General features: G+C 37.6%; 13 protein-coding genes. 1 reads left to right on the top strand and 12 read right to left on the bottom strand.

Annotated features, from left to right (window positions below; translation table 11 throughout):
* Positions 1-34: 34 nt before the first annotated feature.
* A complete protein-coding gene (locus BABA_RS04340; protein ID WP_007083917.1) occupies positions 35-949 on the bottom strand; it encodes a VOC family protein in 915 nt (304 codons plus the stop codon).
* A gap of 149 nt (positions 950-1098) precedes the next feature.
* Between BABA_RS04340 and BABA_RS04335 the strand changes: the two genes are divergently transcribed.
* Positions 1099-2529 (top strand): PQQ-dependent sugar dehydrogenase, encoded by a 1431-nt coding sequence (locus tag BABA_RS04335; RefSeq protein WP_007083916.1) that lies wholly within the window; start codon positions 1099-1101, stop codon positions 2527-2529.
* A 958-nt stretch (positions 2530-3487) separates the two neighbouring features.
* On the opposite strand, the gene BABA_RS04330 is transcribed toward BABA_RS04335, so the two are convergent.
* The 11 genes from BABA_RS04330 to cuyA all read right to left on the bottom strand — a co-directional run bounded on the left by BABA_RS04330 (position 3488) and on the right by cuyA (position 16417).
* Positions 3488-5125, bottom strand: a complete 1638-nt coding sequence (locus BABA_RS04330) for a rhodanese-like domain-containing protein (RefSeq protein ID WP_007083915.1) — start codon at positions 5123-5125, stop codon at positions 3488-3490.
* 123 nt (positions 5126-5248) lie between these two features.
* On the bottom strand, positions 5249-5842 hold the full coding sequence (locus BABA_RS04325; protein ID WP_007083914.1) for a cysteine dioxygenase family protein: 594 nt from the start codon (positions 5840-5842) through the stop codon (positions 5249-5251).
* Positions 5843-5871: 29 nt separating this feature from the next.
* Complete coding sequence (locus BABA_RS04320; protein WP_007083913.1) at positions 5872-7233, bottom strand: phenylacetate--CoA ligase family protein; 1362 nt, start codon at positions 7231-7233, stop codon at positions 5872-5874.
* A gap of 56 nt (positions 7234-7289) precedes the next feature.
* Positions 7290-8861 carry a class I adenylate-forming enzyme family protein gene (locus BABA_RS04315; RefSeq protein WP_420805977.1) on the bottom strand — a complete coding sequence of 524 codons (1572 nt, stop codon included), beginning with the start codon at positions 8859-8861 and terminating at the stop codon, positions 7290-7292.
* A 145-nt stretch (positions 8862-9006) separates the two neighbouring features.
* The gene (locus BABA_RS04310) at positions 9007-9558 is read right to left on the bottom strand and encodes a redoxin domain-containing protein (protein ID WP_007083911.1); all 552 of its coding nucleotides are present in this window, start codon (positions 9556-9558) and stop codon (positions 9007-9009) included.
* Positions 9559-9713: 155 nt separating this feature from the next.
* On the bottom strand, positions 9714-10724 hold the full coding sequence (locus tag BABA_RS04305; protein ID WP_007083910.1) for an ABC transporter ATP-binding protein: 1011 nt from the start codon (positions 10722-10724) through the stop codon (positions 9714-9716).
* On the bottom strand, positions 10708-11724 hold the full coding sequence (locus tag BABA_RS04300) for an ABC transporter ATP-binding protein (protein WP_007083909.1): 1017 nt from the start codon (positions 11722-11724) through the stop codon (positions 10708-10710). The genes BABA_RS04305 and BABA_RS04300 overlap by 17 nt, the downstream gene beginning before the upstream one ends.
* Positions 11725-11783: 59 nt before the next feature.
* Positions 11784-12695 (bottom strand): ABC transporter permease, encoded by a 912-nt coding sequence (locus BABA_RS04295; RefSeq protein WP_007083908.1) that lies wholly within the window; start codon positions 12693-12695, stop codon positions 11784-11786.
* A 14-nt stretch (positions 12696-12709) separates the two neighbouring features.
* Positions 12710-13660, bottom strand: coding sequence for an ABC transporter permease (locus tag BABA_RS04290; RefSeq protein WP_007083907.1), 951 nt, complete (start codon positions 13658-13660; stop codon positions 12710-12712).
* Between the two features lie 97 nt (positions 13661-13757).
* Complete coding sequence (locus BABA_RS04285; protein ID WP_007083906.1) at positions 13758-15335, bottom strand: ABC transporter substrate-binding protein; 1578 nt, start codon at positions 15333-15335, stop codon at positions 13758-13760.
* A 56-nt stretch (positions 15336-15391) separates the two neighbouring features.
* Entirely contained in the window at positions 15392-16417 is a 1026-nt protein-coding gene (cuyA, locus tag BABA_RS04280) for a D-cysteate sulfo-lyase (protein WP_007083905.1), read from the bottom strand.

The raw sequence follows: 16417 nt of genomic DNA, 5'->3' as shown, positions 1-16417 counted from the left end.
TATATTTTTAGGTCAGTCTTAGGCTCTATTCTCTTTATCCCTTGTATGCTTTCTGTAGTTCCACAAGATCAAATTTCTTCATTTTAAGAAATGCTTTCGTTACACGCGCAAGTTGCTCAGGTGTGCCCTTACTCATCATCTCGTCCATCTCATCTGGCACAATCTGCCAGGATATACCAAACTTATCTTTCAGCCATCCACATTGCTCGGCTTCAGGAACCGCAGAAAGTTGTTCCCAGTAATAATCAATCTCTTCTTGTGTGTCGCAATACACCATAAATGAGATTGCCTCGTTAAAATTGAATTTATGCTCGTGCGCGCTATCCATTGCGGAAAACCATTGATTTTCTAAGCTAAAATCAGAGAACATGATCGTACCTTCTTTGTCAGGCTCCATGCCTTTAGGATAGCGGGCGAAAAGTCCTTGCTTTGCATTCTTAAATATTGATAAATAAAAATGAATCGCCTCTTCGGCTTTACCGCAATTCTCACCGACAAACAAAAGTGATGGCAGGATTGCAGGTCGCTCTTCACCTTCTGGATTCGTTAGGAGTAACTGCCAAGACAAACCATACTTGTCCTGAATCCAGCCATATCTCTCACTGAACGGATACTGATCAAGTGGCATTAACACTGTGCCACCTTCAGACAATTTGTTCCAAACCTCATTTATTTTTTCTCTTGTGTCTTTTTCTCGCGATGGGTCAAAATTAACAATGAAAGAAACCGAAGGATTGATCTTGAAAAAAGGTCCCGCGCTGATTGCCATGAACTTCTGCCCCCATAGCTCAAAAGAGACTATATCGGAGTCGCCTGAGGGTGTGTCGTGGATTGTTGTAACATCTGTAATTTTGGAGTCCGGGAATATGGCAGCATAAAACTCGGCCGCTTCTTTTGCCTCCTTGTCATACCATAAATGCGGAACGATTTTTTGATTTGTACTTGACATAGGAATGCTCCTTTTTATATTTATAGTCATTTTTATATATCGCCCCAATACTATAACTCAATAATCAGTTCCAGCCTAATTTGGTACTAATAGAACAATTCTACTCATATTCTTTTAAAAGAAAACAATAAGAAGGAGTGGAAAGTTAGGTGATAAAAGTTAAGGTTCGTTTACGTCCCATTGTTAGTAAGATCAATTTGCCCACTGTTTTGAAAACAGCTATACTTCCCGGTGACACAATGGAAAAATTATTTATTGCAACCCAGGTAGGTGAGATCTTTTACATAGACAATGGAGTGATACGGACTTTTTTAGATATTCGCACGCGAATCATAAAACTAGGTGCTTCTGAACAAGGTGTTTCTAGTGGTGGATATGATGAACGGGGATTACTAGGGCTTGCGTTTCATCCGAAATTTTATAATAACGGTTTGTTTTATCTTCATTATTCAGTAGCTGGAACACAAGGCCCAGGTGCTCTTTCTGAACATTTTAAGCCTAACCCGTGTGAGCCCCGAACATTAAGCCTAAGGTGGGCAAATAGAGAAACTAAATATGATCATATTGATTCAATTGAAGAATGGATTTTACAATCGAATAGCAAACCACAAAAACGAAGGACATTACTTAACTTAAGAAGACCATTTTTTAATCACAATGGTGTCAATAGCCTAAACTTTTCACCTGAAACAGGAAAACTTGTTTTAACAACGGGGGATGGTGGATCTGGCTATGATCCCTTTAATTTAAGCCAAGACGATATGGAAGTCGCTGGTAAAATAGTTGAAATAGATGTAGATAAAAATACAAATATCTATAATCCACCTGTAGTCACACGTTTTAATGAACTTCCCGTACCAATACAAGAAACGCTTACGGTCATTGCCAAAGGGGTTCGCAATATAACAGGCATTTCATATCAAAGGTATTATAATCAGTATATCAAATATGTGGGAAATGTCGGACAAGATTTGGTAGAGTCCATTTTTTCATTCGTTTATTATAAACCTATACCGGTTACGCAGCTAATTCAAGCTTCTTTAAGAAACACCAATCCTAACCAAGAAGGTTTTATTAATTTCGGCTGGCGAGGATGGGAAGGTGCATTTCCCACTTCGATTATTAGGGACTGCTCTACAAATCCGAATTCGGATGAGAAAACAATAGCTTATTACAATGAAGCTTTAAAAACTTCAGTGCTGCGACTTCAGCCTCTAACTAGTTATTTTCATCAAGACCCTCGCCACGATAAGTTTGGAGGAACTTCACTTACAGGAGTGCAAGCCTATATGGGGACTGGAATCCCCGCGTTAACTAGAAACGTTGTGTTTACTGATCTTGCAAGACGTGAAGAATCTCGACCTCCGGTTAGAGGAGTTTTAGCCTATACCAGGGTAAGAACAGATGGTAAACTAAATGATTTTAGTATGATTGAAACCGATTATCATTTTGGGTCTCAATCAGCTTATTATGTTAGTTTGGGAACGAATCTGGATCAAACCAAACTATATTTAGGAGTTAACGGATCTATGAAAGTGACTGATTTTAACCAAGGTACTGTTTTTGAAATTGTTCCATGATTTAAAAATTCTACTTAATACTGCAAAATGCATAATAAAAACAGACCGAGTACCCTCTGGTCTATGTGCTATAAGAATTTATTAGAATCCTTGATATAATGATGTTTGCGGGACTGCGTGGGAATCGAACCCACCTGACCTGGCACGCAGGTCTCAAGCAGTTTTGAAGACTGTGAATGGGGACAGTGGTCAAATCAGCTTCAAATTCCCCGGTCATATCAAAGGGTCACGACAGTCTCTTGATAGTTTTTTGGACTGTTTTCCCTCAACCTCTATAGCTTTTATGATAGATTAAATATTTATATTTTTCTATTAAAAAAATTACCCAATCGCCAAAAAACCTCTATTCCATCAATAAATATTCCTGACAGAGCCATGAAAATGGGTGCTTTTTTTGCCAGTAAAAATCCGACTTTCTAAAAGCAAAACCTACCTATTTTGTTTAATATTTTTTTCAAAATAGGTAGGCTTCTTTTGTTGTAAATTCACGTTTACAGCATTCTTTGAATCTAACCTTGTTTTATCTATCTCTTTTGCAACGGTAAAATATCATGTAGCATCATTTCTTCAAAAGCTTGTTTGACAGATTTCCAATAAGTTAAACGCTTTACAGGATTTTCTGTATGCTTTTTTATAACCTTCGTAATCACTTGTTTCTTTTAATTCGGCTTCCCCATTTTGTTTATTACGAAAGTATGCGGCAATAACAAAAAGAGCCTAATATTATAGGCCCCTAGAATCTCATAGAATTTTGCTACCGTTTTCTTAACACTTACCGGAGTTATTCCCATACGTTAAAAATGATCATGAAGACTGTATTCGCAAATTTCCTTTGTCCAGCAATAGAGAATTTCTTCATCTTCCTAAGCTATATCAATAGTAAACCTAAAGATATTATCCTTAAATAAGGTTAATTCGCTTTTCCCCATGGTCATTGGCATTGTAGCAATCAATCGACTCACTTTTTGTTCATTATACCCCCAAAGTCTTGTAGAGGATGATAAATTGCCCTTAATGGCTTAAACTGTTCTTCCAAACCTATTTCCCATTCCAAATAATCAATCATTGCTTTTTCACTAATCTCATATGGATGATATGCAATATCATCAGGTTCTTTTATAATGCCTTTCTTTCCATTCTCAAAGGTGTATCCCGCTTCAGACCAAGCCTTCTTACCACCCTCAAGAACATATACATCCTCATATCCTAATTCTTTTAAAGTCTTAGCACTTAAGGTAGAACTATAACCATTTCTATCGGTTAGGATAACCATATCCGATTCTTTTGCCACCTCACGAATATTAAATTCAAGCCAGCTTCTAGATAACCATAACGAATTTGGTATATGCCCCTTTTGGTACCCTTTACTTGTATCAATATCGATTACGATTAATTTTGAATCAGACTCTAATCTTTCTTTTAGTTCACTTGCAACTATACGATTCCCTTTTTTATAACTTGTATTATACCCAAGTGGAACATCATCTTGAACCTCTCCCTTTTCAATTGGGAGATTAGAATTTTTCCATAGTTCAATACCTCCATCTAGTACCATAACTTTTGGATAACCACTTTCTTTAAGCCAATAAGCGGTTATAACTGCACGGTGTCTAGAATTGCTGATTAACACAATATTGCCATTTCTAACACCAATATGATCATCCGTGGCCTGTATAACTTGCCCCCCTGGAAGTTTATAGGTTCCAGGTATATGTCCTTCCTCGTATTCAAGCGGTGTACGGACATCAATCTCAAACAGCGTTTGATGATCTGATGCATTCCGTAAATCTTGATAACAGTCCAAGGAAATTAACTCTATATTATTTTCATCAATTACCTGATTAATAAAACTATCTAATTTTGAAGAATTACTTTTACATGATAATTTTACCAGAGGGATATTATCGTCCAATTCTTGATTTGCCAAAAGCCAACCCATAGTACCATTTCTCAAATTATAAACATTTTGAAATCCCATCTTTCTTAATATCTGGGTTCCGATTATCCCTCGAGTTCGACCAGCACAAGTAATGATTAAGTCTTTTTCATTATCTACATAATCGTGGATACTATGAATAATATCTACACCAGTAATGTTGATAGCTCCCGGAATGCTACCTGTAATGTTTACTTCTTCTCTAGGTCGTATTTCAATAACTGTGAAATCATTTTCACCCTTTTGCATCCGTTCATATAGTTTATGCGCTTCTATATCTGGTACATGTTCTTCCTCATAAACAATTTCTGCAAAAGCTTTACTCGGAACATTAACTCCATTAATCAAGTATTCGTTATGTCCTTCCCATTGATTTAACCCGCCTTTAAGAATATCAACATTCGTGTATCCTAATTCTCCAAGTGTTTTTGCAACTAAAGTTGATCTACTTTCATCATTATCATAGAGAATAATTTGGGTGTCTTTCACTGGGACTAATTTTGAGATTCTAAATTCTACTTGGCTCTTTGGAATATTTATTGCAAATAGAATTTGTTTCTTGTTATATTCCGTCCTTTCTCTTACATCAATTAGAGAATACAAAATATCCTTTGATTTAATTAACTTTAAAACCATATCCTGGGTAACTTTATTCATCATGAATTTTCACTCCTGCCTAAAATTATTTCCATAGGGATATATATATATCCTATTGGTTTGAATACGAGCGATTTGCTTCCAATAATCCTTTTTGAGTATCCGATTACTACAACCAGATATTTTTTAAGCTTGCGGATATTCCCAAGCCGTCTTCATCGCTTTGCGCTCCCCGGTCAACGGATTATATACATGCCTGTCAATTTCCGCTAAATCCCCTCCGTATACATGGAAACCTACACATGGTTCTCCAGAGTAACCACCACGCACATCGTGAATATCTTGATCTGTTGTACAACAAACTAATACTTCACCTTTTTGTAATATATGAACCTCTTTACACTTGAGCGGTTCTTTTTTATACCCATCAGGCTGGTGATAGTGGGTTTCAATTTCTACACCTTGTACAACTCCAATAATCCCCCAAGTACAATGATCATGAATTGGGGTACCTTGTCCTGGGTTCCAAACTGCTGAAGCAATTGAAAAACTTTTATCTGGCGCTACGTATACATTGTAAACTTTACTTCTTTCACTATTCGGTTCCCTGAATCTTTCATCAAGAAAACCTTCCACCTGCAAAAGCGGCTTTAATAAATTTCCTACTTCTCTAGTAATTGTTTTTTCATTATGGTTTTGCTGAACTAATTCATAGACATCTTTGAGGAATCTTTTAAGCTCTGGATGATAGTTTTCGTTTATTTTTAAATCAACTGACATCTAAAACAGCCTCCTTATTTTTTATTAATTTAGTAATTTTTTTCGAAGACAGGTGTTTTAGCCATCGACTTTTCTAACGTTCCAGAAGGACACCAAATGATTTCAGGAGTAACTCTTACTTCTTGCCTAAGCTTTTCTTTAATTTTTTCTTCCAATTCAAAAAGATTACTAGAATCCATGTTAGCACCGTATTCCACTTTCACTTTTAATGGCGGAGTTACTCGAGGTGGCGCTTGATCAAGAACAATTCTTATTTCTCCTGTTACATCTGGTCTAAAGGTAGTAATTACTTGTTTAATTGCTGCAGGATACACATTTGCTCCTTTAACGATTAACATGTCATCTGAACGCCCAACAACTTTAACCCTCAATCCTTTAAATCCACAACCAGGACATTCCTTGGTAAACACTTGAACGATGTCTCCCGAAGCCATCCGCAACATCGGGACCGCTATGCGGTCTAATGAAGTATAAATCGCCTCACCTATAACACCATCAAACATATCAATAGATTGCTTTGTATCCGGGTCTACTAAATCATAAGGATATAGATCGAAATCAGGGGTCACACAGTGCATACCATAATACTCATCAGAGTCACATGAAAATGCTAATGATCCTCCTATTGGCCCTATCCAATCGTAGACCCGGCAACCATATGCCTCTTCAATTTTTTGCTTTACTTCGGGGATGCCAATTGCAATTTCTCCAACGGTAAGTAATGCAGAGAGATTAAAATCACTAACCTGTGTACCTATGATTTCTGGGGCTTTTTGTATCAAATGTTCCGCTAATGAAGGGGTCATCATTGCTGCAGTTGGTTTGGTTAGCCTTGCATATTGTAAGATGGCTGCAGTCCCTGCTCTTACATCTACATCTATTGGTAAAACACCCGCATGTCGAATACCTGGTAAAACAGCTGAAGTCGCATAAATTCCTAATGCATGACTAAACAATATCCGATCACCGGGACTAACTCTGGCATATTCCAACATGTAGGAAACGGCTTTTGAGAGGTTATTTATATCTTGTTGAGCCAATGTATAAGAAAAAGTCGGTATACCTGTTGTTCCACTCGTAGTAGCAGTAAGGAATACATCATCAGGGGAACAGCAAAAGTGCATACCGAACGGGTGACCGTGTCTATCCATGGACTCTTGTTGACTACTTCTTTCTAGATTTTTGTTCATCATAATCGGAAGTTTACGAAATTCTTCGATAGATTTGATTTCTTGAGGATATACACCAATTTCCTTGAACTTATTTTGGTAATATTCAGAGTTCCTATAACAGTATTTCATTTGATTAAGCAATTTTGTTTCACGCAACTGTAAAATTTCATCATTAGTCATTGTGTTTAAGGCAGTAGTGACGTAGCGAATTTTCCTCACTTTTATTTCTCCTTCACATTTCGATTTTTTTTCTCCTTTATTAGTGATTTTATAATTTAATGAATATTTTCAGGGTGTTCTAGGGAATACAAACTTTCAAACTGCTTGCGTAATTTATGTTTTTGGATTTTTCCTGTTGTTGTCATTGGAAACTCATCGATAAATATAATTTTCTTTGGGACTTGGAAGCCACCCAAATGTTGTTTGCAATAAGTAATTATTTCTTCTTCTATTACATCACTGTCAGCCTTAGGGATGACAAAAGCAGTTACTGCTTCTATCCACCTGTCATGTGGCAATCCAACAACAACAGCGTTCTCAATTTTTTCATGATTTAATAGTGTTTGTTCAACCTTAATTGAGGCAACATTCTCTCCACCGGTTTTAATGATATCTTTCTTTCGATCAACGAATACCATTTGTCCGTCTTCATCCCAATAACCAAGATCGCCGGTATGGTGCCAACCAAATAAGCGGGTTTCTATTGTTGCTTTTTCGTCATTGAGATAGCCATTCATGACATTTGGCCCACGGTGAACGATTTCTCCGATCTGACCTTTTGGCAAAATATTTCCATTTTCATCCATCACTGCTGTATCATTTATGATTGCAGTTGTTCCCCAATAAGAACCGAATCTTCTTAATTGCTCTTCGGGTTTAAATTGCATTGTCGCTGGATATATTTCCGTTTGTCCTGTCCCAAGCAAAAAATTAGCCCCAATCTCATTAATCCCCTTTTCCAAGGTATTTCTGTCCATTGGTGCCATCGCATACATACAAGTTTGGAGCGAATCTAAATGGTAACTTTTTTGTTTTGAATGATGAATAATTGCTCGATACATCATTGGAAGCGCAAACATAAATGTAATCTCCTCTTGTTCGATAAGATGCATAAAATTCTCTGGCTCAAACTTTTTTATTATTACAATTCTTGCCCCCACATTTAGAAAAGACGCTAAAAATGTATGTTGTGCACAGTGAAACATTGGCATCAATGCGGCTGCGACGTCACTTGCCTTAAAATTAAATTCGATAATGTTACTTAGACTTGCAAAGTAAACTGCCAAATGGCTAATCTTTATTCCTTTCGGATTTCCTGTTGTCCCACTTGTAAACATAATTTGGGCAACGTCCCTATCTTGAATAGGGACATCAGGCTCCTCATCTGATTGTCCTATAAGTGTCTCCGAAAATGGCTTTCCAATCATTTGAGTTTTTTGTCCAATGATAATCACGGGATATTCTTCAAATTCGGAAATATTATGTTGAACAAAATTGTAATCGGCAATAATCATCTTGGCGGCTACTTTAGTTAAAATATAATTTTTTTCTGAAATGGAAATACCGGGATTGATTGGTACCCAGATAAGACCAGCTTTTTGAATGCCGAACATTGCAATTACAAAATCGATAGAATTACTACAGATTGTTGCAATTGTTTCTCCTTTTTTAAAACCAATCTCAATTAAATAATTTGCAAAACGATTTGCTCCATGGTCGAGCTCTTCGTAAGATATTATTTTATCTTCTTCAACAAGCGCTGTTTTATCTTTATAACGGCTTGCAGCCCTACGAATGATATCGCCAATAGCTACGCGGTTTACCTTAGTAATCTCCTCAAACAACACGTTCTCCTCCCATTCCTACCCGTTAAATGCCGTATAATAAAATGATAACAACATAGTTCTTATTTACTCTTTCTTCAACAATTCAAGAATTCAAGAATTAAAGTTATAATTTAGGAGAGTTATAGAAGCATTTTCTATACGCCTTTCACTGACCAGAGGTTAATATAATTAAGTCATTAACGTTAGGTATATCTGCTGCATGTGTACCGTAATGGGCATAAACAATGTTTCCATCAGGGTTTATAATAAAAGTTGCTGGTAATTGTAATTCGTTTTGCTTTCCTCCGTTATCAATTTTGCTAATTCCCCTTTCTTTGGCAGTTTTAAGTTTTTCAAGCACTTCTTCGGAAAGGAGGTCACTTTCACTTTTCCCTGGTTCCACACCGTAAAGATTAAAAAACACACGTTCTGGATCACATACGATCGTCAAAGGCATTTTCTCATGGTTGACTTGCTCACTGATTAAGGCAGGTTCCGTCTGTAAAACCACAAGGACTTGAGCATTATTTCCTTTTATTTTTTCATATCCTGATATAAGTGTTGCAATATCCAATTGGCAAAGGCTGCAACCATAATATCTTAAAAACATTAAAATTGTTTTTTTATTTTCTAAAACATCATATAGCTGATTAGATTCTAACCAAGGTGTATTGAATGTAAATTCAGGTGCTTTCATTCCTAATTGGACTTTCTTCATATAAATTTACCTCCGAAATTTATAATTTCACTTTTTTCCCATAACTGAACTGAAGACCATCTTGCACATCCTACCAGCTAGAATTAGTTTTTTTCCTTCTTTAATAAATTCAAGTATTTTGAAAGCTTCTATTTCTTCTGGGCATCCTCAGGTAATTAGTATAAATGGCAACTAACAAAGTGATCGGTGGCAATTTCTTTCTTCACTGGAGGTTCCGTCTTACATATTTTCATTACATGTGGACACCTCGTATGAAAAATACATCCTGACGGCGGGTTCAAAGGCGAAGGAATTTCTCCTTTTAAAATAATTCTTTCTCTTTTGAATTTAGGATTCGGAATCGGAACCACGGATAAAAGAGCTTGGGTATATGGATGTAGAGGTTCGGCAAACAAGTTATCAGTCGGTGCATCTTCCACCATCTGTCCCAAATACATTACCCCGATTCTGTCGGAGATATGTCGAACAACACTAATATCATGGGCAATAAATAAAAATGCAAGGTTTAAATCCTCCTGCAACCGACGTAATAAATTAATAATCTGTGATTGAATTGAGACGTCTAAGGCTGATACTGGCTCGTCGCAAATAACTAGCTTCGGATTGATAATGAGTGCCCGTGCTAAACCAATACGCTGACGTTGACCCCCCGAAAATTCATGTGGATACCTGTAGAAATGCTCCATGCCCAGACCCACTTTATCAAGGATACTCATTACACGTTCAATACGTTCCTCTTTTGTACCGATACCGTGGATCTTAAGCGGTTCCTCTAGCGTGTTTCCAATTCTTTTTCGAGGATTAAGAGAAGCATAAGGATCCTGAAATACCATTTGCATCTGCTTTCTAATCTTCTGAAACTCGTCTCTTTTTAACTGAAAGATATCTTTGCCCTGATAAAAAGCTTCACCAGCCGTTGGTTCTATCAATCTTAAAAGCGTTCGACCTGTTGTACTTTTACCACAGCCTGATTCTCCTACTAACCCATACGTTTTCCCCTCATATAATTGGAAAGAAACATCGTTAACAGCCTTAACTAGTGCCTCTGTACGGCCAAGTGGATTTCTTACAGGGAAATGCTTTTTTAATCCCTTCACTTCTAGTAACGGTTTCATAGATTCTATTAAAGGTTCTGTGGATTCAATGTTTTTAATTGTTACTGGCATAACTCAACTCCTCCTTTTCGGCAATTCTTTCAAAATGCCAACAGCGAACTTTATGTGTCGATTGAAAAGTTTTTAATTCAGGCATTTCTTCCCTGCACACTTCATCAGCAAAAGGACATCTAGATGCAAAACGACAACCCTTTGGCATTTCATGCAAGGAAGGCATCGTTCCTTCAATTACATGCAAACTTTGTGATCGGTCGCCGTCCATCTGGGGAATAGATTTCATTAAGCCTTTTGTATATGGGTGTAGCGGTCTTGCAAATAGTATCTCAACGTCTGCTTCTTCAACGATTTGGCCAAGATACATGACAACAACGCGAGTGCAGACTTCTGCTACCACACCGAGATCGTGAGTGATAAAAATGACGCTCATTCCAATTTTTTGATTTAACTCTAAAATTAATTCTAAGATCTGGGCTTGAATCGTGACATCTAATGCAGTCGTTGGTTCATCGGCGATTAATAGACTTGGCTCACAAGCTAGTGCCATTGCAATCATCACACGCTGTCTCATGCCCCCCGATAATTCATGTGGATACTCATTTACTCTCTTTTCAGGGACTGGGATACCTGTAACCCTCAACATTTCAACTGCTCTTTCATAAGCTGCTTTTTTGGAGAGTTTTTGATGGAGCATTACTGCTTCAGCGATTTGGTAGCCGACCGTATAAACTGGATTTAACGAACTTAATGGATCTTGAAAAATCATAGAAATGTCATTGCCCCTGATCTGTTGCATTTTTGAGTTTGGTAGGTTTAATAGGTTTTGCCCTTTATAGAGGATTTCACCATCGTATTTAACTGTATGTTTTTCGTCAAACAATCTAAGAATCGACTGTGATGTGACACTTTTTCCACATCCTGATTCACCGACAACACCTAAAATTTCGCCCCTTTCCAAATGAAAGCTGATCCCATCAACTGCAGTAACTCTTCCACTTTCTGTGTTAAAATGTGTTTTCAGCTCTTTGACTTCCAGTAGATGTTGGTTTTTCATAGAATCCCCCTTTGATATTCCCTTAATTTCTTTAGAAGGGTTATCTTGCTTGTTTCCTATTACTTTTTCACATGATTAGTATGTGGATCCAAAAAGTCTCGCAATCCATCTCCAAATAGATTCAATCCAAGTACAGATAGGATAAGGGCGATACCTGGAAACGCTGTCATCCACCAAGCTTGAAAGATGACCATTTTCCCATCAGAGAGGATATTACCCCAACTAGGATCTGGCGCTGGAACTCCTACTCCTAAAAAGCTAAGCGCAGCTTCGACAATAATGGCTTCCGCAAAAATAAAAGTACCTTGAACAATTAAAGGAGATAACGTATTGGGGGCAATATGTAACCAAATGATTCGCCAAGATTTGGCACCCATCGCCATCATCGCCTCAATATAGGTCTGTTCCCTTACCGTTAAAGCAGCTGATCGCACAACCCGAGCGATATAGGGAGTAAAAACAATACTTAATGCAATCACCACATTTTCCGTCTTCGCCCCAAAAGCAGCCATTAGGGCAATGGCTAACAAGATACCTGGAAAAGCCATTAACCCATCACATATTCTCATTAGCACGCCATCTAACACTCGGTAGTAACTTGCATACAATCCAATTACCAACCCTAACAAAGAAGCAAATATGGCAACTGATAAACCAACCCCCATCGATACTTGTGAACCATAAACGATTCTGCTTAACAAGTCTCGACCAAAATTATCCGTCCCCAACAGATGTAGCCCACTAGGTGCTTGAAGACGTTCCGTAACTACCATCTCATTTGCCCCTTGGGGTGCGATTAATGGTGCAAAAAAAACAACTATCGATAAAAGCATTATAATGATACTTCCAATTAGCATTGATTTGTTGGAAAAAAAACGCCGGAACAATAAACTTCGTTGCCGTTTTTTGAGTTCTTTTCTTATACTGAACAGTTCTGGATTTTCTTCAAGGTTTCTTTGGATTACCTCCATAATCCATCTCCTCTCTATTTGTGATTCAATCTTACTCGTGGATCGATAACCCCATATAACAAATCAACTGTCAAGTTAATAAACACATAGGATACCGTAACAAATAGCACAACCCCTTGGATCATAGGAAAATCACGATGTGCGATTGAATTAATCACTAATTGACCGATTCCTGGGATACCAAAAATCGTTTCAACCACGATAGTCCCTGCAACCAAACCTCCAAAAGACTGGCCAATCACAGTTAGGATAGGAAGAAAAGCGTTTCGCAACGCGTGTTTATAAACGACTTGCCGTTCTTTCACACCTTTGGATCGCGCTGCTTTTATAAAAGCGGAATTAAGAACTTCTAACATTGAAGATCTTGTCATACGGGCAATTAGTGCCGCATGAAACATTCCCAATGCGATTGTAGGCATTATAAGATATTGCAAATGATTCCACAGCCCCTCACTTAATGGTTTGAAACCTGCTACTGGGAGCCATTTTAAGGTTACTGCAAATAGCAACATTAAAAATAAACTGACCAAAAAATTCGGAACGGAAATCCCCAAATAAGAAAGCCCCATAAGCGACTGATCCGCTGCAGAACCCCTTCGTTTTGCAGCAATGATACCCACAGGAATGCCAATAACCATCGCCAAAAGCAGCCCCAAAATGGAGAGAGAAATAGTTGGTCCCAAGTGTCCAATTATCGCCCCCATCACCGGTTGTTTCATAAACAGAGAATTTCCCAAATCTCCTTGTAATACACCGAATAGCCAGTTAAAATACTGTTGGTATAGAGGGAGATTAAGTCCAAGTTCCTGACGTAATTCATCGACTTGTTCTTTCGTTACGTTATCCCCTAGCATGGCGGAAGCTGGATCACCGGGTGATAAATGAATAATTAAAAATACAACAGTTGATACGACAAACAGTACAGGGATGAGTACGAATAAGCGCTTTAAAACGTATAATTTCAATAAAAACTCCTCCTATTTGTTGAAGGATATCAACATAATGTTGAATATCGACCTGATCTAGTAAGAGCTAGGTCGATATTCAACTGTACAGTACAACTTATTTTGAAACCGTTGTATTCCAAAGATTAATTCCTTCAAAATTTACAATTCCTTTTAGCTTATTAGTAGTTGCATCGAACCCAGAATAATCACCGAATTTAACACCAGGCAGGTACTCCCAAATATATCCCTGTGCTTCATCCCATTTTCTTTTCATTTCTTCATCGGAACTTGCTGTATTGACAGCACCAAGCATTTCAGCCAATTGAGGATTTTCTACGGATCCGAACGTTGCAGGTTGAAGAATTTCTAATTCAAGGGGTGTCGCCCTTTTAACAATAGCAGCAACCGATATCTCCCATTTCGTTGGATCATTCCGTTTTTCTGCTAATGTTGGGTAATCATTAACATCTAATTTCACGTTCAATCCAGCCTTTTTAAGTTGCTCAGCTATTACTACTCCTTCATTATAGAAATAAGAATAATCTTTGGTGGTAATGAGCCTAATTTCTTGACCATTATATCCAGCTTCTTGTAACAATCCTTTTACTTTTTCTAAATCCCTTTGGTTATACTCTTCCTTTCCTGCCTCCGCAGCCCATTTTTCTTGAATCATATACTGATGACTTAGCTTGTATAGATCTTTATTTGAAAAAGATGCTAGTAAAATTTCTTTTGCATCAAGCGCTGCATTAACGGCTTGTCTCATTTTGATGTCTGTGAATAGTCCCTGCTTTCTATTAAAATAAACATAAAGACTTCCATAGAAATCACCAACAGCTTTTAAATTTTGGTCTGCTTTTATTTGCTCATAACTATCATTCGGCAGGGATAAAGCAACATCGTATTGCCCAGTCTGAATACCAGCTACTCGGGTTTGGGCATCCGTCACTATATCAAAATAAATATCTTTGACCAATGCCTCTTTTTTACCAGACCACCCGTCAGCAGGAGTATTCAAAGGCTTGTAATCTTCGTATTTTGTAATATGAATATATTGATCTTTTTTCCAATCTACAAATTTAAAAGGACCAGTACCAATAATCTCTGTAACTCCTAAATTACCTGCCGATTCAATTATTTCTTTAGGCATAATTGCTGGAAACTGTGCTGCAGTTGCCAATGCTGTCAAGGCAAGTCGGTAAGGCTCTTGCAGTTTCAACACGACAGTATATTTATCTATTTGTTCGAATGTTGCTCCCTTGCCTAGAAGTGATTCTGATGCTAAAAACTTTTGTGTCCATCGATTCATAGATGCGACTACGTCTTCTGCTGTCATCTCTTTACCGTTATGAAACGTTACACCTTTCCTTAAATGAAAGGTATATGTTTTTCCATCTTCACTCTTTTCCACCGACTCTGCTAACATCGGTACCGGCTCATATTTGGAATTAAAAGTCACAAGGGTTTCAAAGATATGGTTAGCTACATATTTTGTTGCTGTTGAATTATTCATATGCGGATCCAGAGTAGACGGTTGAGCATTGTATGCAACCCTAATCTCACCACCAGTTTGTTGAGAACTATCTCCCTCATCTTTTTTACTAGTAGATTCGGATGTCCCAGAACTACATCCTACCATCGCTAGCATTAACACCAAAATTACAATAAATAATCCCCGTTTTTTAGTTTTCATTGTTACCAAGCCCCCATATTTTGTAAAATTTATTATTAATCCCCAAAATAATATACTTATACCTTTTTGCGTTCTTCAAAATCCTTTTTTAAGAAAGTTGAGGTAAAAGCGTAAAGTGCTGGAGTTCCGCCGGTATGAATAAATAAGACATGATCCTCTTTCTTAAAATACTGTTTTCGAATCAAATCAATAAGTCCTGCCATAGCTTTTCCTGTGTAGACAGGATCAAGTAATATCCCTTCTGTTTGCCCTAGGAGTTTCACGGCTTCTATCATTTCTAAGGTAGGATGGGAATACCCAGGCCCAACGTAATCATCAAAACAAGTGACCACTTTTCTAGATATTTCATTTGATAATCCGATATAAGTGGCAGTATTTTTGACCAATTTATATACCTTTTGTTCTTGCATTTTTTTATTATTTCCTACGTTAATACCAATGACAGGGATATGGCTGTTGAATCCTTCAAAACCAAGGACTAAACCTGCATGTGTTCCGCCGCTTCCACTAGCTGCTACAACATGGTCAAAACGAACACCCAAATTATATGCTTGTTCAAGTATTTCCTGCGCACATGCAATATAGCCCAACATTCCGGTTTCATTTGACCCACCAGCAGGGATCATATACCCTGTTCTTCCTTCCTCAGCCAATTTGTCAGCAACCTTCTGCATTTCCATCTGCATATCACTATCTTCAGTGACAACCGTAGTATTTTCGGCACCAAGGAGATGATAAAGCAAATAATTTCCGCTCTCTTCGGTAGGATAGCTTTGTGGAACCGCTTTTTTTAAGATGAGATGACATTTCAATCCTTCCTTTACCGCTGCGGAAAGTGTAAGCCTACAATGATTTGATTGTATAGCTCCACAAGTTATGAGTGTATCAGCTCCCTTTTCCAATGCATCTGCAACTAGAAACTCTAATTTTCTAGTTTTATTTCCTCCTAAGGTAAGTCCAAGCTGATCATCCCTTTTGATGTAGATGGTTGGACCACCAAGTGATTCAGAGAACCTCTCTAATTTTTCAATCGGTGTTCGGTAAGACGTATAATGCCTTCTCGGAAAACTTGCTAACCTCAT

This window comes from Neobacillus bataviensis LMG 21833, assembly GCF_000307875.1.
Lineage (GTDB): Bacteria > Bacillota > Bacilli > Bacillales > Cytobacillaceae > Neobacillus > Neobacillus bataviensis.
Note: the sequence above shows the minus strand (reverse complement) of the source record. Positions and strands in the feature narration are given on the sequence as shown.